Here is a 20,797-nt window from a genome sequence, read left to right on the forward strand (position 1 = left end):
GGGCCCGTTACGAACGACCCGGCGCCGACCCCAGGGCGCCGCGGCATGCGTGAGGCCATGACGGCCCCCGGCTGGCGCCGCAGCGTGGCGCTGCTGGTGCTGGCCACGCTCGGCGGTCTGGCCGTAGCCTGGGGCGCCTGGCGACTGTCGCTGGATGCCGCGCTCGCGCAGACGCATGATGACGCCCGGCGCCATCTGCGCTTCGTCGCGCACGAGCTGACCGGCGCGCTCGACAAGTACGAGGCGCTGCCGCAGGTGCTGGCCCGTCACCCGGCGCTGGCCGGCCTGCTCGCCGAACCGCGTTCGGCCGCGCGTGTCGCCGAGGTCAACGCGCTGCTGGAGGCGGTGGCGCGGGATGCGGCGGCGGCGGCCATCTTCCTCGTCGATGCGCAGGGGCTGACGCTGGCCTCCAGCAACTGGCGCGACGCACAGACCTTCGTCGGCCAGAGCTACGCCTACCGGCCTTACTTCCATGACGCGATGACCAGCGGCAGCGGCCACTTCTACGCGCGCGGCTCGACGACCGGCACGCCAGGCTACTTCATTGCCCACCGACTGCGCGGGGCGGCCACCGGCGTCGTCGTGCTGAAGGCGTCGCTTGACGAGATGGAGGCCAACTGGGCGCGCAGCGCCGGTGAGCTGATGCTGGCCGATGCCAAGGGTGTCGTCTTCCTCGCCAGCCGGCCGGATTGGAAGTACCGCACGCTGGCGCCGCTGCCGGCCGCTGCCCGCGCCGAACTCCAGGCTACGCAGCAGTACGGCGACCTGCCGCTGGCACCGCTGGCGCGCTCGCCGTCCCGGGCGTCCAGCGCGTGGCGTGTCGAGCGCGTCGGCACGGCCGCTGCGCCGCTGCGGGCGCTGGTGACGGAGCAGGCCGTCGACCGCGGCAGCTGGACGTTGCTGTCGCTGACCGAGATCCATGGTGCCGAGCAGATAGCCGCCGGCCGTGCCTGGGCCGCTGCGCTGGCCTGGGTGTCGCTGCTGCTGGCGTTGGCCTATTGGCAACTGCGCCGCCGCCGCGCCCGCGAGCGCCTGGCCGCGCAGGGCGAGCTGCGTGCCGCGCACGACAGCCTGGAGGCCCGAATCGCCGAGCGCACACGCGAGCTGCAGGCCCGCGTGGACGAGCTGCACCGCACCGAGCGCGCATTGCGCGCGACGCAGGACGATCTCGTGCAGGCCGGCAAGCTGGCCGTCCTGGGCCAGATGGCGGCCAGCATCACGCACGAGATCAACCAGCCGCTGGCGGCGCTGCGCGCGCTCAACGACAACGCCCGCGTCTTCCTGCAGCGCGGCATGCAGCAGGACGCCGAGGGCAACCTCGCGGCCATCGACCAGCTGACGCAGCGCATCGCCGCCATCGTCGCGCAGCTCAAGGGCTTTGCCCGGCGCGACGAACTGCGCGTGCAGCCCGTGCCGGTCGCCGCAGCGTTCCAGGCAGCCGTCGCGCTCGTCGGCGCCGACGCCCGCCGCCAGCGCGTCGTGCTTGCCTGCCCGCCGGTGCCCGAGGGTCTGGCGGTGCTGGGCCAGCAGGTGCGCATCGAGCAAGTGCTTGTCAACCTGCTGCGCAACGGCATCGACGCCAGCGCCGAGCGCGGCGGCGGCACGGTGACGCTCAGCGCCGAGGTGGTCGGCGGCGACGCGCTGCTGCGGGTGACCGACGAGGGCCCGGGCCTTAGCGACGAGGTGCAGGCCCGGCTGTTCGAGCCCTTCTTCACGACCAAGCGGCGGGGCGACGGCCTGGGTCTGGGGCTGTCCATCTCGGCGTCGATCGCGAATGCGCTGGGCGGTTCACTGCAGGGCGCCAACCGACAGCCCTCCGAAGGGGGCGGCGCCCAGTTCACGCTGCGGCTGCCGATCACACAATCCGTCCATGACCCGCGCTGACCCCACCGATGTGCTGCTCGTCGAGGACGATGAGCATGTGCGCCTCGCCACTACGCAGAGCCTGACGCTCGCCGGCCTGCGCACGCAGGGCGTCGAGTCGGCCGAGGCGGCGCGCGCGTGGCTGCAGCCGGGCTTTACCGGCGTCGTCGTCTGCGACGTGCGGCTGCCCGGCGACAGCGGCCTCGTGCTGCTGCAGGGCCTGCGCGAGCAGGACCCCGAACTGCCCGTCATCCTCGTCACCGGCCATGGCGACATCGGCATGGCGGTGGAGGCGATGCGCGACGGCGCCTGGGACTTCATCGAGAAGCCGTTCGCGGCCGAGCACCTCGTCGAGGTCGTGCGCCGCGCGCTGGCGCAGCGGCGGCTCGTCATCGAGAACCGTCGGCTCAAGGCGCAGCTGGACGACCAGCGCGGCGCCGGCCCGGCCAGCGGTCTGCTGGGCGCCAGCGCGGCGATGGAGCAGGTGCGCACGCTGATCGGCACGCTCGGCGCGGCGCGCGTGGACGTGCTCATCCATGGCGAGACCGGCTCCGGCAAGGAGGTCGTCGCCCGGACGCTGCATGCGGCCGGCGGCGGGCGCGGCGCGTTCGTCGCCATCAACTGCGGCGCGCTGCCAGAGAGCGTGTTCGAGTCCGAGATCTTCGGCGCCGAGGCCGGCGCCTACACGGGCGCCAACAAGCGCCGTATCGGCAAGCTGGAGTTCGCAGGCGAGGGCACCGTCTTCCTCGACGAGATCGAGTCCATGCCGCTGGCGCTGCAGGTCAAGATGCTGCGCGTGCTGCAGGAGCGCACCGTCGAGCGGCTGGGCGCCAACACGGCCGTGCCGCTGGCCTGCCGCGTCGTCGCGGCGACCAAGGTGGACCTGCTCGCGCTGGCGGCCGAGGGCAAGTTCCGCGAAGACTTGTTCTACAGGCTCGACGTGGCCAGCATCGCGCTGCCGCCGCTGCGCCAGCGCCGCGAGGACATCCCGCTGCTGCTCAGCCACTTCTGCGCCCAGGCCGCTGAGCGCCTGCAGCGGCCGGCGCCGGCATGGACACCCGTGCAGATGGCCGCCTGGCAGGCCCGCGACTGGCCGGGCAACGTGCGGGAGCTGCGCAACTTCGCGGAGCGGTGGGTGCTTGGCCTCGTCAACGAGGCGCCGCCTGCCGCGATGCCCATCGCCAGCCAGCCGGCCGCGCTGCCGCAGCTGCCGCTGGACGAAGCCCTCGCCGACATGGAGCGGCGCTGGGTGATGCAGGCGCTCTTCGAGTGCGGCGGCAACATCGCCAAGGCCGGCGAGCGGCTGGGCCTGGCTCGCAAGACGCTGCACGACCGCATCCGCCGTCTGGGCCTGGACGCCGACGCCTACCGCAGCGGGTGAGCCGCAGGGGTGGCGCGCTCGCCAACTGCAGGGCGTCCTCGGCGAGACGCTGCTTGACTTGTGCGCAGAGCAGATCGAAGAAGGTGCTGGCCACGCTGGCGTGAGCCTGCTCGCCGGCGAGGATCTGGCTGTAGCCGCTGGGCTGCCGGCTCAGCTCGTCCACGCAGCACAGCGCGGCGCCGACCAGGAGACCTGAGCGGCGACAAGCAGCGTGAGCAGGGCGACGAACCAGCGGCGCATGGTGGCGGATTCGAGGAACGTGCGGGGGGCGCTCAGTCCTTGCCGCCGTCCAGCAGGGCGTCGCGCAGCTTCTCGTCGGCTGGCGAATCTCCGAACCAGATGCGCAGCACCAGCGTGAAGAACTCGTCGTCGCCCACCGGCTCGCCCTGGGGCTGGCCCTGGATGTAGAACTGCGTGCCCTTGCCGGGCACGAAGTCCATCGCGAACGTGTCACCGGCCACGAGCTTGGTCTTGCCCGAGAAGATGTCGATGAGCCGTGTGCTCGACAGCGTGTGCCGCGTCATCTGTGCGGGGGGCGTGTTGTCGCTCATGCCGCGCAGGAAGAGGCGACCGAGTTCGGTGCCGGGCAGGTCGCGCAGCGCGATGAACTGCAAGCGTTTGGGGCCGGGCAGCGCGAGCAGTTCCGCTGCGGTGCTGACGCGCTTGGTCGTGTAGAGGCCCATGTCGTAGGCCTTGAAGACGATACGCACGCGGGTGCCCTTGCCGTTGAGCAGCAGGGCGCTGCCGCCCAGCTGGGCCGTGGGCTCGAACTTGTGCACGGTGGGGGCTGCCGCGGCTTGCAGGCACAGCGTGGCGGCAGCGATGCAGGCGGCCCGGCGGGCCCGCACGGCCAGGGTGGAAAGCGGTGTCATGTCGTCGTCTCTTCCAGTGGGGAGCGCCGTCTTCGCGCGGCGCCGCCATTCTGCTTGCGTGCCACCGCCTCGAAGGCTGGATTGCCGCTGTGAGACATGAAGTTACGCGTGAATCCTCACCACACGCACCGGCCGGCCGACGGCCTCGCGGGCGCGCAGCTGGCCACAGCCGCCGTCGACATCTTGGCCGGCGGAGTCGCGCAGCTTGGTCAGCACGCCGCGGCGGCTCAACTCGGCGGCGATCGCGCGGGCCCGCTCCCAGTCCGGCCGCTTGAACGGCAGGCCCGGCGCGCTGTTGAACGGGATCATGTTCAGCAGCCCATAGCGGCCCTGCAACAGCGCCACGATACCGTCCAGCTCCTCGGGGCCGTCGTTGACGCCGTCCAGCAGCGTCCACTGGTACTGCACCGGGTAGCCGCTGGCGCGGGCGTAGGCGTCGGCAGCATCGACGAGCTGCTGCGGCGTGAGCCGTGGCGCCCGCGGCAGCAGGTCGGCGCGCTTGGCCGCATCGGTCGTGTGCAGCGACAGCGCCAGTGCCGGCTTCACGGCGGCGGTGTTCAGCACGGCGAACGCGCGCTCGTCGCCGACGGTCGAGAACACGAGCTGCTTGTGCGCGAAGCCGCCCTCGCGGCCCAGCAGCTCGATGGCGTCCAGCACGTTGGCGAGGTTGTGCGACGGCTCGCCCATGCCCATGAAAACGACCTTCTTCAGCTTCGGGTTCTTGCGCCGCGCCAGCACGACCTGCGCGACGATCTCCGCGCTTCCAACCTGGCGGATCAGGCCCTCGGTGCCGGTCATGCAGAAGCGGCAGCCCACCGCGCAGCCGACCTGACTGGACACGCAGACCCCGTCGCGCGGCAGCAGCACGCTTTCCACCGTCTGGCCGTCCTGCAGCCCCAGCAGCAGCCTGGCCGACTGGCCGTCGCTGCCGGCATGTTCGCTGCGCACCGCGATGAGGCCGTCCAGTTCAGCCATCAGCGCGGGCAGCGCATCCATCAGCGCTTTCGGCAGCCACCCCTGCAGCGGCTGTCTGCCGGCGTCCATCGGCAGATGCTGCACCCAATGGCGCAGCACGCGGCTTTCGTGGGCGGGGTTGGCGCCGAGCGCGCGCAGGCGGTCACGGAGGTCGGAGATCAGCATGGGAGCCAGCATTGTCCCCGACGTGCCCTCGGCAGCGTGATGTTGACCAATGTCATCGGCGCGGACAGCGGCAGCCCCTAAGCTGGCGGGCTTTGCAGTTTTGGCCGTACCGATGTCCATTTCCTCCCGTATCCAGCATGAAGGCCTGCGCCAGCGCGTGATGACCGCCGAGGCCGCCGCGGCGTTGGTGCCCGCCGGTGCCCACGTGGGCATGAGTGGTTTCACCGGCGCGGGTTATCCCAAGGCCGTGCCGCAGGCGCTGGCGGAGCGCATCGGCCGCCTCAACGCGCAGGGCCAGAGTTTCCGCATCGGGCTTTGGACCGGCGCGTCCACGGCCCCAGAACTCGATGGCGCGCTGGCCAAGGTCAACGGCGTCGAGCTACGCATGCCTTACCAAAGCGACCCGCAGGGCCGGGCGCGCATCAATCTCGGCGAGATGGAGTACACCGACATCCACCTCAGCCATGTGGCCCAGTACGTGTGGTTCGGCTTCTTCGGCAAGCTCGATGTCGCCGTCATCGAGGTGGCCGGAATCCTGCCGGACGGGCGGCTGATCCCGTCCACGTCGGTGGGCAACAACAAGACGTGGCTGGACCAGGCCGACCGCATCATCCTGGAGGTGAACCGTCGCGTGCCGGCCGGGCTGGAGGGCATGCACGACATCTACTACGGCACCGCGCTGCCGCCGCACCGCAAGCCCATCCCGATGACCGCACCGGACCAGCGCATTGGGGAGCCCTACCTGCGCTGCGACCTGGACAAGGTGGTCGCCGTCGTCGAGACCGACCAGCCCGACCGCAACAGCGCGTTCAATGCGCCGGATGCCGTGTCCCAGGCCATTGCCGGCCACCTGGTGGAGTTCCTGTCGCACGAGGTTTCGCGCGGCCGGCTGTCGCCACAGTTGCTGCCGCTGCAGTCCGGCGTGGGCAACATCGCCAACGCGGTGCTGGCCGGCTTGAACGACGGCCCCTTCGAGAAGCTCAGCGCCTTCACTGAGGTGTTGCAGGACGGCATGCTGGACATGCTCGCCAGCGGCAAGCTGAGCCATGCCTCGGCGACGGCGTTGTCGCTCAGCCCGGCGGCGCAGGCGCGCTTCGAGCGCGAGCTGGACTTCTACCGCCAGCGCATCGTGCTGCGGCCGCAGGAGATCAGCAACCACCCGGAGCTGATCCGGCGCCTGGGCCTGATCGCGATGAACGCCATGATCGAGTGCGACATCTACGGCAACGTGAACTCCACGCACGTGATGGGCTCCAGCATCATGAACGGCATCGGTGGCTCAGGCGACTTCGCGCGCAATGCCTACCTGTCCATCTTCATGACGCCGTCGGTCGCCAAGGGCGGTGCCATCTCGTGCATCGTGCCCATGGTCAGCCATGTGGACCACACCGAGCACGACGTGCAGATCATCGTTACCGAGCAAGGCCTGGCGGACCTGCGCGGCCTGTCGCCCAAGGAGCGGGCCCGGCTGCTCATTGAGCGCTGCGCCCACCCCGACTACCGGCCGCTGCTGCGCGACTACTTCGACCGTGCCTGCCGCGACGCGCCCGGCAAGCACACGCCGCACCTGCTGGGCGAGGCCTTTTCCTGGCACCTGCGCTACCTGCAGCAAGGGCGCATGCTGCCGTGATGTGGCTGCCGAAAGCGGCGCTGCTCTAATGCTGGCATGACATCTTCCGCGCACGTTCCGCGCCTGTTTGCCCTCGTTCCCGCCGCCGGCATCGGCGAGCGCGCCGGTGCTGCCGGCCCCAAGCAATACGTCGACATTGGCGGCCTGCCGATGCTGGCTCACACGCTGGCCGCGCTGGCCGCGGTGCCGCGCATCGCACAAACGCTGGTGGTGCTGTCACCGGCTGATGACCGCTTCGAGGCGGCGCTGCCTGGCTGCACCGCGTGGGTCGCTCGCGTGGGCGGCGCCAGCCGCGCGGAGAGCGTGCTGGGCGGCCTGGCCGAGTTGCGCCGCCGCGGCGCGACTGACGATGACTGGGTGCTGGTCCACGACGCGGCGCGCTGCCTGCTGCGCCCCGAGTGGGTCGATGCGCTGATCGACGCCTGCGAGCACGACGATGTGGGCGGCCTGTTGGCTCAGCCGGTGGCCGACACACTGAAGGCTGGCGATGCCGACAGCCGCGTCTCGGCCACCGTGGACCGCCGCGACAAGTGGGCTGCGCAGACGCCGCAGATGTTCCGCCTCGGGCGGGTCGAACGCGCGCTGCAGGCCATGGGCGCGGCCGCCACCGACGAAGCCAGCGCCGTCGAGGCGCTGGGACTCCGGCCGCGGCTCGTGCGGGCCTCCATGGAGAACTTCAAGGTCACTTGGCCGGAGGACTTCACGCTCGCCAACAGGCTGCTGGCGGCCCGCCGTTGACTAGGGCGCCGGCTCGGTGAGCTAATGGACCGTACAAAACAACGAACGGAGACGGCCATGAAGAAATGGGGCGCTGCCATGCTGGCGCTGATCGCCTTGAGCGCGACGGCGGAGGACATCGTCATCGGCCAGTCCGTGGCCTTGAGCGGGCCGACCGCCGACATCGGGCGGGACATGCGCGACGGCGCGCTGGCGGTCTTCGCCAGGGCCAATGCGAGCAACGCGCTGGGACGGCCCATCCAGCTCATCACGCTGGACAACGCGAACGACCGCAAGCGTGCGACGGAGAACACGCAGCTGCTGCTCGACAAGCACAAGGCGCTCGCCCTGTTCGGCTACAGCTCCGCCACCGCCAGCCTTGATGCCTTGCCGCTGGTGGGCAAGCAGCACATGCTGTTCTTTGCGCCGTTCAGTGGCGCGATGGACATCCGCAACCATCCCAGCGTCTACACGGTGCGTGCGTCCTATCAGGACGAGGCGGCCAAGATCATCGCTTCCAAGCGGGAGGTCGGTGCCGTCAAGTCGGTCGTGCTGTATTACGACGACGAGGTCGGGCGCAGCAACCACGATGCCGTCGTGGCCGCTTTCGCATCGGCCGGCCTGGCCAAGCCGCAGGGTGTGGCGATCAAGCGCGGCGCGCCGCTCGACCGGGCCGGCGTCACGGCGCTGCTGAAGGATGCGCCGCACTATGTGTTCGTCACGACGCAGCACCCGCCGGTGGCCGACTATCTCAGGATCAGCAACGAGATCGGCAACAACGTGCCGGTCGCTGCGTTGTCATTCGTCAACCCGGACGAGCTGGCCGAAGGCGTCGGCGGCGCAGCACGCGGCACGGTCGTCGCCCAGGTGATGCCTTCGCCGACGGCGGCCAGCCATGCCTCTCGCCCAGTAGTAAAGGAATGCGCCGATGCGCTGCGCGCCCTCAACGGGGCTGCGCTGAACTACACATCGCTGGAGTCCTGCATCGCCGCCAAGGCGCTCGTCGTGGCCTTGAAGAAGGCCGGCCCCAAGGTCACGCGCGAGAGCCTGCTCTCCACGATGGGCACGTTGGGCCACGTGGACCTTAACGGCTTCACGCTGAACTATGCCGGCGGCAATCGCCACGGCAGCAACTGGGTGGACCTGGCCATCCTGTCGCGCGGCAACCGCTTCGTTCACTAGGCCACGGCCGACGTCACCAGGTCGGCCCGAGCAGCAGGTAGAAGGCCGACTCACCCTTGCGCGTCGCGCCCGCGGCGAGGAAGAACGGACCGAAGCGCGTGTCCACGCTGAGGAATCCGCTGACGGCCTGCTTCCAGCCGCTGCGCGGCAGGTTGGCCAGCTTCAGGCCCGCGCCCGGGCCGACGGCGCCGCTCTCCAGCGAGAAACCCACGCGCACCGCGCCACCCAGGCCCACCGGCATCTCGCCGATGCGCCTCGCCATGACGACTCGCGCCAGCGCCATGTTTTCGCCGAGCAGCGAGCCGTCGGGCGTGCCGGACAGCCGCAGGTAGCCGCCCAGCGAGCGCGTCTGGCCGCGTTCGGCGTGGGCGAATTCGCCGTACAGCTGGCCGGCCCATTCGCCGAGCCGGAACGCCGACAGGCCCAGCAGCGACGCGTTGATGACACGCGACTCGCCCCGCGGGTGCAGCCATTCGATGCGCGCGGTCGTCCACTGGCCGCGGCTCGGGAAGGCCAGCGAGTCCAGCGTGTCGGTGTGCAGCTCCACGTACTGCTGGCTGTAGTTCTGCGAGCGCAGGTTGTCGGCGACGACGGGCAGCACCACCTCGTCGCTGGCGCGCAGCCGGCCGAGCCCGAAGCGCAGGTCGCCGAGGCCGGCGATGCGGTGGCCCAGCTCCAGCTGCGCGCTGGCCAGGCTGCTGGACAGCCGCAGCGCGCGCTGGCCCTGGTCGAAGATGTCGTTGCTGCCGGCCGTGTAAGCCAGGCGCGCGGCGGTGAACCAGCGCGAGCCCGGGCCGAGCGGTTGGTAGAACTCGGAGTTAAGGCCACGCGTGGAGCCGATGCGGGCGACGCTGCGCAGCTCGCCGCCCCATGAATTGAGCCAGTCGGCCACGTGCATCGCGACGAGCGAGTAGCTGCTGGCGTCGGCAAAGTTGCTGTAGAGCTCCAGGCCGAGCCGCACACGGCTGGCGGCCCAGTCGGCCTCTGTCAGCTTGAAGATCACGTCGCGCCGGCCATCGCGGTCGTCGATCTCGGTCTCGATACGGTCCAGGTCGCCGGTGCCGTCCAGCCGCTCGACGGCACGGTTCAGGTCGGCGCGGCTGACCGGCTCGCCCGGCTGCAGGCCTAGTTCGGCGCGCAGCGCCTCGGGGTTCACGCGGCTGGTGCCGGTGATCCTCAGTTCGCCCAGCGGCAGCGCCTGCAGCGCGGCTTCCGGCAGCCCTAGGCGCCGGGCCTGGGCGGTGGCGAAGGCCGCAGGCGAGGCGAGGGCGGTCAGGCGTTCGCCGGCGGCGAGCGCCGCGCGTCGGCCGGTTGCCATGGCTTCGTCGGCCCGCTGGAAGTCCATGAAGCCCATGCCGGGCAGGTCGGGGTCGATGATGATGTCCTGTGCGGTCAGCTCGCGCAGCGAGCGCTGCACGTTCTGCTCGGTCAGGATCTGCAGCATCTGGTTGGCCACCATGACCGCGCTGGTGATCTCGCGGTCCTCGAGCAGCGGCGTGCCTACGTTGACGGCGATGATGATGTCGGCCCCCAGCGCCCGCGCGAGGTCGATGGGCAGGTTGCGCACGAGGCCGCCGTCCACGCGCGGCCGGCCGTTGATGCGCAGCGGCGAGAACACGCCCGGCACGGCCATGGACGCTCTCAGCGCCTCGAACAGCGGCGTGTCGGCCTGGTCCAGCATCGCGCCGGAGAGCAGGTCCGTAGCGACGGCGCGGAATGGCACGGGAAGGCGGCGCAGCGGGTCGTCCGCGCGGGTGGCCGGCAGCAGCGACGACAACGTGGCCTCCAGCTGGCCGTTGGCCGCGGCGCCGCCCGGCAGCATCGCGCCGCGTTCAAGGTTGAAGCCGAACTCGATGCGCGACGGCAGCCGCTCGTCATCCTCGCGGCGGCGGATGGCGAGGCGGTCGCGCGCCGGGCGGTCGGACAGGATGGCGTTCCAGTTGGCGCCCTTCACCAGCGTTTCGAGCTCGTCGACGCTGCGGCCGGACGCGTAGGCACCACCGACGACGGCACCCATGCTTGTGCCGACGATCAGGTCCACCGGCACCTGCATTTCCTCCAGCACGCGCAACACGCCGATGTGGGCCAGGCCGCGCGCGCCGCCGCCCGACAGCACGAGGCCTATCCTCGGCCGTGCGGGCGGTGGCGTCTGGGCGAGAACGGGGGCGATCGTGCCGGCGAGGGTCAGGACGGCGAGCGCAAGGCGAAGACTGGGGCGGCGCATGGCGCGGCACCATAGCAGGCGATGGCGTCTTCAGTTCAGGCCGAAGGCGGCCAGGTCGCCCTGCCGGCGCAGGCGCAGCAGGCCCTGGCGCAGGCGCTCGGTGATGTCGACCGGCACTTCGGTGTTGCAGGCCAGGTAGCCGTCGATGCGGGCCGTGCTGAAAAGCCGCTTGATGGGCGGCCCGCCCGACGCCCGTGCGGCCGGCTCGGCCACCAGCTGGTGCGAGTACCAGTAGTCCACCCTGCGCGCCTGCAGCATGCGTAGCGCCGTGAGCGCACTGCTGACCTCAGTGGCGACGACGCCGTGCTCGCGCAGCTGTGCCGCGTTGGTGGTGTCGCGGATGGCGACGACCGGCTGGCCCCGCAATGCGTCCAGCGTCGCCGCTGCGGCGGGCGGCGCAGGCTGATCCTCGCGGCCGTAGACGACGAAGTCGGCGCGCGAGACGAGGCCGACCCATTGGAAGTGCGCCTCGCGGTCGGGCGTGCGCACCACGCCGACGATGCAGCTCTGCGGCTGGGCCTGGATGGCGGCCCACGCGCGCGGAGCCGGCAGGCTCTCGGCCACGAACGCCACCTGGCTGACCTTGCCGATCTTCACAAGCAGCGCGCCGCCCGGGCCGCTGATGCTGCCGTCCGCGCCCACGTCGAACAGTCCGGGGGAGGGAAAGACCAGCAGCTTGAGCGGTGCCGCCACGGCAGGGGTGGCCAGCAGACCGCCCAGCGCCAGCGCGGACAGGCGTCGAAGCGTGGAGGGACGGGCGGGTGACATGGGGCGAGATTAGAGACCAGGCGGTGGGTTGCGGCCGTTGCGCCGAGAATCCGCGTATGGTCCGTCACGAAGCAAAGACTCGACTGAACTCTCCGGAGGACGGGAGTGTTGATGCGCGCTGCGCCACTCCAACGGGTGAGAGTCCCGTCCCGGTAGGCGTCGGTGCGCCGGGGTGCACGGGCTTCGACTTCCTGGGCTGCCATTTGCACAAGCGCATGAGCGGAAGGCTCTGGCAGCAGCATGGCCTCAGCGGTATTACCTGCGGAGCTGGCCGAGCCACAAGGCCATGAACCGCGTGCGCGAGCGGGTGCGGGGGCTGACCCAGCGAGGGCAGTGCCATAAGGATCTGCGCGACGTGATCGGCGCGCTCAATCCGGTGCTGCGTGGCTGGGGCAACCACTTGCGCACGGGCAACGCGGCCAATCACTTCATCGACGTAGACGATTACGTGGCGAAGCGGCTGAGGAGCCTGCGGCTCAAGCGCGCGGGGCGCAGCCTGAAGGCCGGCCAAGCCAAGCAGTGGAATCGCGATTTCTTTGAAAGCCTGGGGCTGTATCGCTTGCGCGGGGACAATCCGCTATCTCAGCAAGGCTCCTGTTCGCAGGAGGCCTGCGTAATGCTGCGAGCTGACCGACCACCGGTAAGCCGTGTGCGGGAAATCCGCGTGCACGGTTTGAGAGGGGGTGTTGGCTTTGTTTTAGACCTTCGGGCCCCAAACCGGGCCAACATCTACCAATGACGTTTGCCTCTTCCCTGCGCATCGGCGAGGGCTGGGACACCCACCAGCTCGTCACCGGCCGGCCGCTCGTCCTCGGCGGCATCACGATCCCGCACACCCACGGCCTGCTGGGCCATTCCGACGCTGACGCGCTGGCGCATGCGATCACCGACGCGCTGCTTGGCGCCGCCGGCCTGGGCGACATCGGCAAGCTTTTCCCGGACACGGCGGCCGAATTCAAGGGCGCTGATTCGATGGTGCTGCTGGCCGAGGCCTGGCGCCGCGTGCGCGAGGCCGGCTGGCAGCTCGTCAACGTCGACACGACCATCGTTGCCCAGGCGCCCAAGATGGCGCCGCACATCCCGGCGATGCGCGAGCGGCTGGCCGAGGTACTCGGCGTCGAGCCGGCCCGTGTCAACGTGAAGGCCAAGACGGCCGAGAAGATGGGCCCGGTGGGCGAGGGCCGCGCCATCGAGGCGCGCGCCGTCTGCCTGCTCGCGTCGGCCTGAGGGGCGAGCGCCGGGCCGCCGCGTTCAGCGTCCGCGGCCCGACGGGGGCTCAGCTCACGCAGCCTGCAGCTTCAGCACCGTCTGCAGCCCGCCGCCGTCGGCATTGCTGATGGTCAGCTCGCCGCCCAGGCGCTGTACCGACTTCTCGACGATGGCCAGACCCAGCCCCGCGCCGCTGGCGGCCGTGCGGGCCGCATCGCCCCGGTAGAACGGCGTCGTTAGCCGCACCAGGCGGTCGGGCGGCACGCCGGGCCCATGGTCGCGCACGCGCAGCTCCACCCAGGCGCCCTGGCGCGTTGCGCTGACGTCCACGCGGGCCGGCTCGCCCGGTTCATGGCCGTAGCGGCGGGCGTTCTCGAACAGGTTCAGCAGCACGCGGCCCAACTCGGTGTCGTCGACGAACACCTTCAACGTCGAGCTGACCTGCACGCGGATGCGGATCTGCTCGGGGTCGCGGAAGCCCTGCGCCTCGCGCTCGACGACTTCGCTCAGCTTGGCCTCGCGCAGCTGCGTCTCGTTGGGCCGCGCGTAGTCCATGAACTTGCTGATGATTGCGTCGAGCTGGTCGATGTCCTGCGCCATGAAGTGGCGGGCCTGCTCGTCCTGCACGCTCATCTCGGTCTCTAGACGCAGGCGCGCCAGCGGCGTGCGCAGGTCGTGCGAGATACCGGCCAGCATGACGGCGCGGTCCTCCTCCAGCTTGGCCAGTTCGCGAGCCATGCGGTTGAAGCCCATGTTGACCTCGCGGATCTCGCTGGTCATCGTGTTCTCGTCCAGCCGCGAGTCGTACTCGCCGTCGCGGATGCGGCCGGCGGCCTCCGCCAGTTCGCGCAGTGGCTGGTTGATGAGCCGGGCGATCAGCGCCGAGCCGACGATGGTGGCCAGCAGCGCGATGAGCACCCACCACCAGTTGCCCGCCGCCGTGATGGACAGCGGTGTGGGCGTTGTGTAGAGCCAGAAGGCGTCCTCGCCGACGGTGTAGCGCACCCACAGGCCCGCCACGTCGTTGACGCTGCGTGCGATGACGGTGTCAGTGCCCAGCGTGCTGCGCAACGCCGTGGCCAGCTGCTTGGCGAAGGGGCTGGTGTCGTAGGGCAGCCAGCGGTCGGTCGCCTCGGCCACGCGCACCTGTACCGTATCGCCGCGCGACAGCGAACTGATGACGGCGACGCGGTTGATCGGGTCGGTGTGCTCCAGCGCGATGCGGCTGAGCTTAACGAGGCCGGCCAGCTGCTCAGCCGATTCCAGCGCGCGCGGCTCGGCCTCCAGCAGCTTGAAGGTGTACTGCCAGGCCAGCACCGCGCCGGCCAGCAGCAGCGCCAGCCAGGCGAAGGTGCGCCAGAACAGGTTCAGCGCGAGATGCGGTCTGGCCATCACGAGCCCCTCGCCCGGCCTCGCGACGTTGGACGCAAGCGGGCCCGATCGGTGCCTCGAAGGGATGGCGATGCTTGCCGGTCCGACCCGCAAGCACATCGCCTAGCGGGCCGGCTTGGGGCGGCCCGGCGCTCGGCCCGGGGACCGCTCACGTGTTTTCGTCGGGAACAAAGACGTAGCCCACGCCCCACACCGTCTGGATGTAGCGCGGCTGCGCCGGGTCGGCTTCCAGCATCTTGCGCAGGCGCGAGATCTGCACGTCCAGGCTGCGGTCGAAAGGCTCGAACTCGCGGCCACGGGCCAGCTGTGCCAGCTTGTCGCGCGACAGCGGCTGGCGGGGGTGGCGCACCAGCGTCTTGAGCATCGAGAACTCGCCGGTCGTCAGCGGCAGCTGCTCGCCGTTCTTCGTGAGACGACGCAGGGCCAGGTCGAACTCGAACGGGCCGAAGGTGACCGTCATCGGCTCCTTGCTCGGCGCGCCCGGGGCTTCCGGCGGCGGGCGACGGCGCAGCACGGCGTTGATCCGGGCCAGCAGCTCGCGCGGGTTGAAGGGCTTGGCCAGATAGTCGTCGGCGCCGACTTCCAGGCCGACGATGCGGTCCACGTCCTCGACCTTGGCCGTCAACATGATGATGGGCGTCTGGTCGTTGGCGGCGCGCAGCCGGCGGCAGATCGTCAGGCCGTCTTCGCCTGGCAGCATCAGGTCGAGCACGATGAGGTCCACCGTCTCGCGCGTGAGCTGCTTGTTGAGGGCGCGGCTGTCTTCGGCCAGCAGCACCTCGAAGCCCTCCTGTGTGAGGTAGCGGCGCAGCAGGTCGCGGATGCGGGCGTCGTCATCGACGACGAGGATGCGGTTTTGGCGAGGGTTCGCAGCGCTGTTCATCGCGGTTCCTGAATTTGTAACAGCGGCATTGTGAGCAGGTTTGAAACCGCGTTTTGTAGGACTTCAGGCCATGGTTACAGGTCGTTGCCACTTCTCCCCCATTCGGGCGGGCTAAGCTGGGGCGCCAACCTCAATCGGAATGAACGCCCCATGAAGCATGTCGTCCTGTCCCTGCTCACCCTGGCCGGCGCGGCCCATGCCGCCGAAATGCCAACCGAGCGCCTGAGCCTATCGGCCAGCGCCACCGCTGACGTGACGCGCGACATCATGGGTGTGAGCTTTTCCACGACAAGGGAGGGCGCGGAGGCGGCGCCCGTGCAGGCCGCGCTGAAGCAGGCCCTGGATGCAGCCCTGACCGAGGCGCGCAAGGCGGCACGGCCCGGGCAGGTGGACGTGCAGACCGGCGGCTTCTCGCTGACGCCGCGCTACGACCCCAAGACCGGCAAGATCAACGGCTGGCAGGGCAGCGCCGAGCTGCTGGTGGAGGGGCGGGACATCGCCGCGGTCGCCCAGCTGTCCGGTCGCATCAGTACGTTATCGATTTCCCGCGTCGGCTACAGCCTCTCGCGTGAGGCGCGGGAGAAGGCCGAGGGCGAGATATCCGCGCAGGCTATCGCCCGGTATCGCGCCAAGGCGGCGGACTATGCGAAGCAGTTCGGCTACGCCGACTACCTGATCGGGGAGGTCAACGTCTCCAGCGACGAACCCGGACCGCGGCCGATGATGATGGCCAAGATGGCCGCCGCCCCGAGGGGGATCGCCGACGAATCGCTGCCGACCGAGGCCGGCAAGGCGACCGTGACGGTCAACGTCAGCGGCAGCGTCGTGCTGAAGCGCTGATGCCGGTCAGACGGCGGTCCAGCCGCCGTCCATCGCCCAGGCCTGGCCGCGTACGTTGACCGCGGCGTCCGTGCACAGGAACACCGTCAGCGCGCCCAGTTCCTCAGGCGTCGTGAACTGCAGCGACGGCTGCTTCTCAGCCAGCAGCCTTCGCTTGGCCTCGTCGTTGTCGACGCCGTCCTTGGCGGCCAGCGCGTCGACCTGCTTCTGCACCAGCGGCGTCAGCACCCAGCCCGGGCAGATCGCGTTGACGGTCACGCCGGTCGTCGCCGTCTCCAGCGCGACGCTCTTCGTGAAGCCGACGAGGCCGTGCTTGGCCGCGACGTAGGCCGATTTCTGCGCAGACGCGACGAGCCCGTGCGCCGACGCGATGTTGATGATGCGGCCCCATCCCTTGGCCAGCATGCCGGGCAGCGCGAGCCGCGTCGTGTGGAAGGCCGAGGTCAGGTTGATCGCGATGATCGCGTCCCACTTCTCGACGGGAAATTCCTGCACCGGCGCGACATGCTGGATGCCGGCGTTGTTGACGAGGATGTCAATGCCGCCGAACTCAGCGTCCGCGTAGGTCTGCATGGCCGCGATGTCGGCCGGCTTGCTCATGTCGGCGCCGTGGTAACCCACCTTGACGCCCAGGGCGGCCACTTGCGCCTTGGGGCCGTCGACGTCGCCAAAGCCGTTGAGGATGACGTTCGCGCCTTCCCGCGCGAGCGTCAGCGCGATACCCAGGCCGATGCCACTGGTGGACCCTGTGACGAGGGCGGTCTTGCCTTTCAGATTCATGGGAGGCTCCTTGCTGCTTGCTACGATGAATTCCGATCACGACGAGACCCCATCATGACTCAACCCCGGCTCGATTTTGTGCAGTGCATCACCGCGACCGGCCTGCACCGCATGGCCTATTGGGAATGGGCCGGGCCGGCGCCCGACGCGCCGGTACTCGTCTGTGTCCACGGACTGACGCGGCAGGGACGGGATTTCGATTCGCTGGCCCGCGCGATGAGCCGTCACTACCGCGTCGTCTGCCCGGACGTCGTCGGTCGTGGCCGGTCGGACTGGCTACGCCAGCCGGGCGGCTACCAGATCCCCACCTACGTGGCCGACATGGTGACGCTGCTCGCCCGGTTGGACGTGGCGCAGGTGGACTGGGTCGGCACGTCGATGGGCGGCCTCATCGGGCTGGGCCTGGCCTCACTGCCGGCGCCCGAAGGCACGCCGCCGCTGATCCGCCGGCTCGTGCTGAACGACGTGGGCCCGGCCATCCGCTTCGAGGCGCTGCAGCGTATCGGCGGCTACCTCGGCAAGATGCAGCGCTTCGCGTCGCTGGAGGAAGGGGCTGCCTACCTTCGCAGCATTTCGGCAGGCTTCGGCCCGCACAGCGACGCCGAATGGCTGGTGCTCTCCGCGCCGCAGTTTCAGCAGATTGGCGACGCGTGGCAGATGCGCTACGACCCTGCCATCGCGCTGCCGTTCTCCGCTGTAACGCCGGAGATCGCCGCGGCCGGCGAGGCCGCGCTGTGGGCGGTCTACGACGCGCTGCGTTGCCCTACGTTGCTGATCCGCGGCGCGGACAGTGACCTGCTGAGCGCCGATACGGCGCAGGCGATGACACAGCGTGGCCCCGGCGCCCGGCTCGTCGAGCTGCCGGGCATCGGCCATGCACCGACGCTGACACATGACGACCAGATTGCCATCGTGAGGGACTTTCTCGGTTCATGAAGACAGGTTCGTTGCCTGAAGGCGTCGCAACGGCGCCGATCGTGGCCTTGCTGGACAACAGCACCGGTCACTCGAATGCCGAGGTGGCCCGCGCCAGGGCCTTCGCCGAGCCGCTGCTGGGCGGCGAGCTGCTGGACACCGGCGAGAACGCGCTGGCGCATGCCGATGGAGTCGTGGCCATCCTGCTGGCCATCGGCGCCGCGCAGGAACTGCAGGCGGCGGCCTACCTCGTCTATGCGGCGGATTTCCTGAACAAGCCGGAGGAGGTCGTCGCCAAGGCCTTCGGCGACAGTCATGCCAGCCTCGTCATGCACACGCGCAAGCTCGTGCAGATGCAGCGCGCCGCGCGGGCCGCCAAGGTCAGCACCGACCAGCGCGCCGAGCAGACCGAGCGCGTGCGCAAGATGCTGCTTGCCTTCTCCAGGGACTTGCGCGTCGTGCTGCTGCGGCTGGCGTCGCGGCTGCAGACGCTGCGCTGGTACGCCGCGAGCAAGCGCGACTGCCCGCCGGAGCTGGCGGCCGAGTCCGCGGCCGTGTTCGCGCCGCTAGCGAACCGGCTGGGCATCTGGCAGATCAAGTGGGAGCTGGAGGACCTGGCGTTCCGCTTCCGCGACCCGGCGGCCTACAAGGCGCTGGCCAGGTCGCTGCAGGAAAAGCGCGTCGAGCGCGAGCAGCGCATCGAGGCGGCGAAGGCGGCCCTGCAGGCGGACCTGCACGCGCTGGGCATTGCCGCTGAAGTGCAGGGCCGCCCCAAGCATCTCTACAGCATCCACAAGAAGATGCAGGGCAAGGCGCTGTCGCTGGACCGCGTCTTCGACCTGCGCGCGCTGCGCGTCATCGTCGCAACGGTGGCCGACTGCTACGCCGTGCTGGCGCGGCTGCACGAGGTCTACACGCCGGTGCCGGGCGAGTTCGACGACTACATCGCCAAGCCCAAGCCCAACGGCTACCAGTCGCTGCACACCGTCGTCATCGCCGCGGACGGGCAGGCGATGGAGGTGCAGATCCGCACGCGCGAGATGCACGAGCATGCCGAGCACGGCGTCGCCGCGCACTGGGCCTACAAGGAGGCCGGCGCGCGCGGCTACGCGGGCGTGACTGCCGCAGGCGAGTTCGAGGAGCAGGTCGCCCGTGCCCGCAAGGCGGTGCTCAACCAGCTGCTGGCGTGGGAGCGCGACGCCGTGCAGGGCGAGGGCGGCGCGCTGTTCGACGACCGCATCTACGTCTTCACGCCGCAGGCCACCATCGTCGAGCTGGCCGCCGGCGCGACGCCGGTGGACTTCGCCTACGCGGTGCACACCGACCTCGGCCACCGTTGCCGCGGTGCGCGCATCGACGGGCAGATGCTGCCGTTGAACACGCCGCTGCACAGCGGCCAGACGGTCGAGATCATCGCGGCCAAGGAGGGTGGCCCGTCGCTGGACTGGCTCAACCCCGAACTGGGCTACCTGCAGAGCCAGCGCTCCAAGGCCAAGGTGCGCGCCTGGTTCAACGCGCTGCAGCAGGCGCAGACCATCGCCAAGGGCCGCGAGCTCGTCGAGAAGCTGCTGCAGCGCGAGGGCAGGACAGCGCTGAAGCTCGACGAGCTGGCCGCGCGGCTGGGCTTCAAGGGTGCCGATGCGTTGTTCGAGGTCGTCGGCAAGGACGAGTACTCGCTGCGCAACATCGAGGTGCTGTTGCGTCCGCCCGAACCGATCGCCGACGAAGACGAGCTGCTGGCGCAGCGTCACACGCGCAGTGCGACGGCCGCGGGCAAGGGCGGCGTGCTGGTGGTGGGCATCGACTCGCTGCTGACGACGCTGTCGCGCTGCTGCCGGCCGGCGCCGCCGGACGCCATTCAGGGCTTCGTCACGCGCGGCAAGGGCGTGGCCATCCACCGCACGGACTGCAGCAACCTCGCCGAGATGAAGCGCCGCTCGCCCGAGCGCGTCATTGCCGTCACCTGGGGAGGCGCCGAAGGTGCGGGCAAGAACGCGCCGGTCTATCCCGTCGACGTGCTCGTCGAAGCCAGCGATCGGCAGGGCCTGCTGCGCGACGTGCTCGAAATCTTTGCCAAGGAGAAGATGAACGTCGTTGCGGTCAACACGCAATCGTTGCAGGCCGGCGCCGCGGCCCGGCCGCGCACGGGCGGCGGCGACACGGCGTGGATGAGCTTCACGCTGGAGCTTGCTGATGCGTCCAAGCTCGCAAAGGTGCTGCGCGACCTGTGCGCCATTTCCGGCGTGCGTTCGGCGCGGCGGAAGTGAGTTTGTCCGACACCTCGAAAAAGCATGCTATAGTGCGTAGCTCTTCAGGCGCGTAGCTCAGCTGGTTAGAGCACCACCTTGACATGGTGGGGGTCGTTGGTTCGAGTCCAATCGCGCCTACCAAATTCTGAAGAAATCGAAGCCCGACACGGATGATTCCGTGTCGGGCTTTTTGTTTGCTCTCGCGATCGGTCCCGCCGAAGCACGCGGAGCATGCGGTCTCGCGAAAGTAGCCAGCCGTCGCTGCGCAGCGGTCATGGTGGCACCCACGGGCATTTCGCCCAGTTCAACTTCGACATCGCACGCATTCAGAATGCTGCCCGGCAGCTTCAGTGCCTACGGACGCGTCTCCGGCCAGGGTCCCCGCAGCAACCTCGATGCCTCCGCGAAATACGGCATCGGCGGCTTCCTGGGTGCGCGCGGCTACCCGATGGGCGAGGGCAACGGCGACAACGCCTGGCTGTCACAGGCTGAACTTCGCGCGCATGTGGGCGGCGGTGGCTCGGTGTTCGCGGACGCCGGCCGCGCCTGGACGAACGCCCGCCCCTGGGACGCAGGCTCGTCGCCGCGCCGCAGCATTGCCTCGGCCGGGCTGGGCCTGCGGTGGCTGAGCGGCGGCTGGACACTGAAGTCCACACTGGCCGGTCGCGTGCGCGGCGGGCCTGCGCGCTCCGAAAGCCGTGATCGCGACCCGCTGCTTTTCGTGTCGCTGAGCCGTCGCTTCGAGAAGTAGG

18 protein-coding genes and 1 tRNA gene are annotated in these 20,797 nt (G+C 69.9%); 12 read left to right on the forward strand and 7 right to left on the reverse strand.

Going from position 1 to position 20,797, the window contains the following annotated elements:
• Positions 1-57: 57 nt before the first annotated feature.
• On the forward strand, positions 58-1,884 hold the full coding sequence (locus LXT13_RS03380; protein WP_233370189.1) for an ATP-binding protein: 1,827 nt from the start codon (positions 58-60) through the stop codon (positions 1,882-1,884).
• On the forward strand, positions 1,871-3,244 hold the full coding sequence (locus LXT13_RS03385) for a sigma-54-dependent transcriptional regulator (protein ID WP_233370190.1): 1,374 nt from the start codon (positions 1,871-1,873) through the stop codon (positions 3,242-3,244). Before LXT13_RS03380 ends, LXT13_RS03385 begins: the two co-directional genes overlap by 14 nt.
• 272 nt (positions 3,245-3,516) lie before the next feature.
• On the opposite strand, the gene LXT13_RS03390 is transcribed toward LXT13_RS03385, so the two are convergent.
• Both LXT13_RS03390 and LXT13_RS03395 read right to left on the reverse strand, forming a co-directional pair.
• Positions 3,517-4,116 carry a chalcone isomerase family protein gene (locus tag LXT13_RS03390; RefSeq protein ID WP_233370191.1) on the reverse strand — a complete coding sequence of 200 codons (600 nt, stop codon included), beginning with the start codon at positions 4,114-4,116 and terminating at the stop codon, positions 3,517-3,519.
• Positions 4,117-4,218: 102 nt separating this feature from the next.
• Positions 4,219-5,256: an RNA methyltransferase gene (locus tag LXT13_RS03395; protein ID WP_233370192.1), complete on the reverse strand. Its 1,038-nt coding sequence runs from the start codon at positions 5,254-5,256 to the stop codon at positions 4,219-4,221.
• Between the two features lie 112 nt (positions 5,257-5,368).
• Here LXT13_RS03395 and LXT13_RS03400 point away from each other — a divergent pair, with 112 nt between their 5' ends.
• Genes LXT13_RS03400 through LXT13_RS03410 form a run of 3 tightly spaced genes read left to right on the forward strand, consistent with a single transcriptional unit; the run spans position 5,369 to position 8,785 of the window.
• Positions 5,369-6,886, forward strand: coding sequence for an acetyl-CoA hydrolase/transferase family protein (locus LXT13_RS03400; protein ID WP_233370193.1), 1,518 nt, complete (start codon positions 5,369-5,371; stop codon positions 6,884-6,886).
• 36 nt (positions 6,887-6,922) lie between these two features.
• Entirely contained in the window at positions 6,923-7,624 is a 702-nt protein-coding gene (gene ispD / locus LXT13_RS03405; protein WP_233370194.1) for a 2-C-methyl-D-erythritol 4-phosphate cytidylyltransferase, read from the forward strand.
• Positions 7,625-7,681: 57 nt separating this feature from the next.
• Positions 7,682-8,785, forward strand: a complete 1,104-nt coding sequence (locus tag LXT13_RS03410) for an ABC transporter substrate-binding protein (RefSeq protein ID WP_233370195.1) — start codon at positions 7,682-7,684, stop codon at positions 8,783-8,785.
• A 13-nt stretch (positions 8,786-8,798) separates the two neighbouring features.
• Here LXT13_RS03410 and LXT13_RS03415 read toward each other — a convergent pair whose 3' ends face one another.
• Both LXT13_RS03415 and LXT13_RS03420 read right to left on the reverse strand, forming a co-directional pair.
• Entirely contained in the window at positions 8,799-11,009 is a 2,211-nt protein-coding gene (locus LXT13_RS03415; protein ID WP_233370196.1) for a patatin-like phospholipase family protein, read from the reverse strand.
• Positions 11,010-11,039: 30 nt separating this feature from the next.
• Entirely contained in the window at positions 11,040-11,777 is a 738-nt protein-coding gene (locus LXT13_RS03420) for a substrate-binding periplasmic protein (protein ID WP_233370197.1), read from the reverse strand.
• Between the two features lie 286 nt (positions 11,778-12,063).
• Between LXT13_RS03420 and LXT13_RS03425 the strand changes: the two genes are divergently transcribed.
• Both LXT13_RS03425 and ispF read left to right on the forward strand, forming a co-directional pair.
• The gene (locus LXT13_RS03425) at positions 12,064-12,516 is read left to right on the forward strand and encodes a group II intron maturase-specific domain-containing protein (RefSeq protein ID WP_233370198.1); all 453 of its coding nucleotides are present in this window, start codon (positions 12,064-12,066) and stop codon (positions 12,514-12,516) included.
• Complete coding sequence (gene ispF / locus LXT13_RS03430) at positions 12,513-13,004, forward strand: 2-C-methyl-D-erythritol 2,4-cyclodiphosphate synthase (RefSeq protein WP_233370199.1); 492 nt, start codon at positions 12,513-12,515, stop codon at positions 13,002-13,004. The genes LXT13_RS03425 and ispF overlap by 4 nt, the downstream gene beginning before the upstream one ends.
• Positions 13,005-13,058: 54 nt before the next feature.
• Here the strand turns inward: ispF and LXT13_RS03435 are convergent, their stop codons facing one another.
• Both LXT13_RS03435 and ompR read right to left on the reverse strand, forming a co-directional pair.
• Positions 13,059-14,378, reverse strand: coding sequence for an ATP-binding protein (locus LXT13_RS03435; protein ID WP_233370200.1), 1,320 nt, complete (start codon positions 14,376-14,378; stop codon positions 13,059-13,061).
• 148 nt (positions 14,379-14,526) lie between these two features.
• The gene (ompR, locus tag LXT13_RS03440; protein WP_233370201.1) at positions 14,527-15,261 is read right to left on the reverse strand and encodes an osmolarity response regulator transcription factor OmpR; all 735 of its coding nucleotides are present in this window, start codon (positions 15,259-15,261) and stop codon (positions 14,527-14,529) included.
• Positions 15,262-15,411: 150 nt separating this feature from the next.
• Here ompR and LXT13_RS03445 point away from each other — a divergent pair, with 150 nt between their 5' ends.
• Complete coding sequence (locus LXT13_RS03445) at positions 15,412-16,101, forward strand: SIMPL domain-containing protein (RefSeq protein WP_233370202.1); 690 nt, start codon at positions 15,412-15,414, stop codon at positions 16,099-16,101.
• Positions 16,102-16,107: 6 nt separating this feature from the next.
• On the opposite strand, the gene LXT13_RS03450 is transcribed toward LXT13_RS03445, so the two are convergent.
• Positions 16,108-16,881 (reverse strand): 3-hydroxybutyrate dehydrogenase, encoded by a 774-nt coding sequence (locus LXT13_RS03450; RefSeq protein ID WP_233370203.1) that lies wholly within the window; start codon positions 16,879-16,881, stop codon positions 16,108-16,110.
• A 54-nt stretch (positions 16,882-16,935) separates the two neighbouring features.
• On the opposite strand from LXT13_RS03450, the gene LXT13_RS03455 reads away from it, so the two are divergent.
• From LXT13_RS03455 to LXT13_RS03470, 4 genes are all read left to right on the forward strand, one after another.
• Complete coding sequence (locus tag LXT13_RS03455) at positions 16,936-17,817, forward strand: alpha/beta fold hydrolase (RefSeq protein ID WP_233370204.1); 882 nt, start codon at positions 16,936-16,938, stop codon at positions 17,815-17,817.
• A complete protein-coding gene (locus LXT13_RS03460) occupies positions 17,814-20,063 on the forward strand; it encodes a RelA/SpoT family protein (protein WP_233370205.1) in 2,250 nt (749 codons plus the stop codon). The genes LXT13_RS03455 and LXT13_RS03460 overlap by 4 nt, the downstream gene beginning before the upstream one ends.
• 46 nt (positions 20,064-20,109) lie before the next feature.
• Positions 20,110-20,186, forward strand: a tRNA-Val gene (locus LXT13_RS03465).
• 190 nt (positions 20,187-20,376) lie between these two features.
• A complete protein-coding gene (locus LXT13_RS03470; RefSeq protein ID WP_233370206.1) occupies positions 20,377-20,796 on the forward strand; it encodes a BamA/TamA family outer membrane protein in 420 nt (139 codons plus the stop codon).
• Position 20,797 lies beyond the last annotated feature (1 nt).

The sequence above is a fragment of the Pelomonas cellulosilytica genome (assembly GCF_021353265.1).
Classification (GTDB): Bacteria; Pseudomonadota; Gammaproteobacteria; order Burkholderiales; family Burkholderiaceae_C; genus Pelomonas; species Pelomonas cellulosilytica.

Excerpts from the sequence above, each read along its gene's own strand:
- LXT13_RS03420 (WP_233370197.1), bottom strand. The coding sequence starts at position 11,777 with ATGTCACCCGCCCGTCCCTCCACGCTTCGACGCCTGTCCGCGCTGGCG.
- LXT13_RS03455 (WP_233370204.1), top strand. The coding sequence starts at position 16,936 with ATGACTCAACCCCGGCTCGATTTTGTGCAGTGCATCACCGCGACCGGC.
- LXT13_RS03450 (WP_233370203.1), bottom strand. The coding sequence starts at position 16,881 with ATGAATCTGAAAGGCAAGACCGCCCTCGTCACAGGGTCCACCAGTGGC.
- LXT13_RS03380 (WP_233370189.1), top strand. The coding sequence starts at position 58 with ATGACGGCCCCCGGCTGGCGCCGCAGCGTGGCGCTGCTGGTGCTGGCC.
- LXT13_RS03470 (WP_233370206.1), top strand. The coding sequence starts at position 20,377 with ATGCTGCCCGGCAGCTTCAGTGCCTACGGACGCGTCTCCGGCCAGGGT.
- LXT13_RS03445 (WP_233370202.1), top strand. The coding sequence starts at position 15,412 with ATGAAGCATGTCGTCCTGTCCCTGCTCACCCTGGCCGGCGCGGCCCAT.
- LXT13_RS03385 (WP_233370190.1), top strand. The coding sequence starts at position 1,871 with ATGACCCGCGCTGACCCCACCGATGTGCTGCTCGTCGAGGACGATGAG.
- LXT13_RS03460 (WP_233370205.1), top strand. The coding sequence starts at position 17,814 with ATGAAGACAGGTTCGTTGCCTGAAGGCGTCGCAACGGCGCCGATCGTG.
- LXT13_RS03410 (WP_233370195.1), top strand. The coding sequence starts at position 7,682 with ATGAAGAAATGGGGCGCTGCCATGCTGGCGCTGATCGCCTTGAGCGCG.
- LXT13_RS03395 (WP_233370192.1), bottom strand. The coding sequence starts at position 5,256 with ATGCTGATCTCCGACCTCCGTGACCGCCTGCGCGCGCTCGGCGCCAAC.
- LXT13_RS03425 (WP_233370198.1), top strand. The coding sequence starts at position 12,064 with ATGAACCGCGTGCGCGAGCGGGTGCGGGGGCTGACCCAGCGAGGGCAG.
- ompR (WP_233370201.1), bottom strand. The coding sequence starts at position 15,261 with ATGAACAGCGCTGCGAACCCTCGCCAAAACCGCATCCTCGTCGTCGAT.
- ispF (WP_233370199.1), top strand. The coding sequence starts at position 12,513 with ATGACGTTTGCCTCTTCCCTGCGCATCGGCGAGGGCTGGGACACCCAC.
- LXT13_RS03435 (WP_233370200.1), bottom strand. The coding sequence starts at position 14,378 with ATGGCCAGACCGCATCTCGCGCTGAACCTGTTCTGGCGCACCTTCGCC.
- LXT13_RS03415 (WP_233370196.1), bottom strand. The coding sequence starts at position 11,009 with ATGCGCCGCCCCAGTCTTCGCCTTGCGCTCGCCGTCCTGACCCTCGCC.
- LXT13_RS03390 (WP_233370191.1), bottom strand. The coding sequence starts at position 4,116 with ATGACACCGCTTTCCACCCTGGCCGTGCGGGCCCGCCGGGCCGCCTGC.
- ispD (WP_233370194.1), top strand. The coding sequence starts at position 6,923 with ATGACATCTTCCGCGCACGTTCCGCGCCTGTTTGCCCTCGTTCCCGCC.
- LXT13_RS03400 (WP_233370193.1), top strand. The coding sequence starts at position 5,369 with ATGTCCATTTCCTCCCGTATCCAGCATGAAGGCCTGCGCCAGCGCGTG.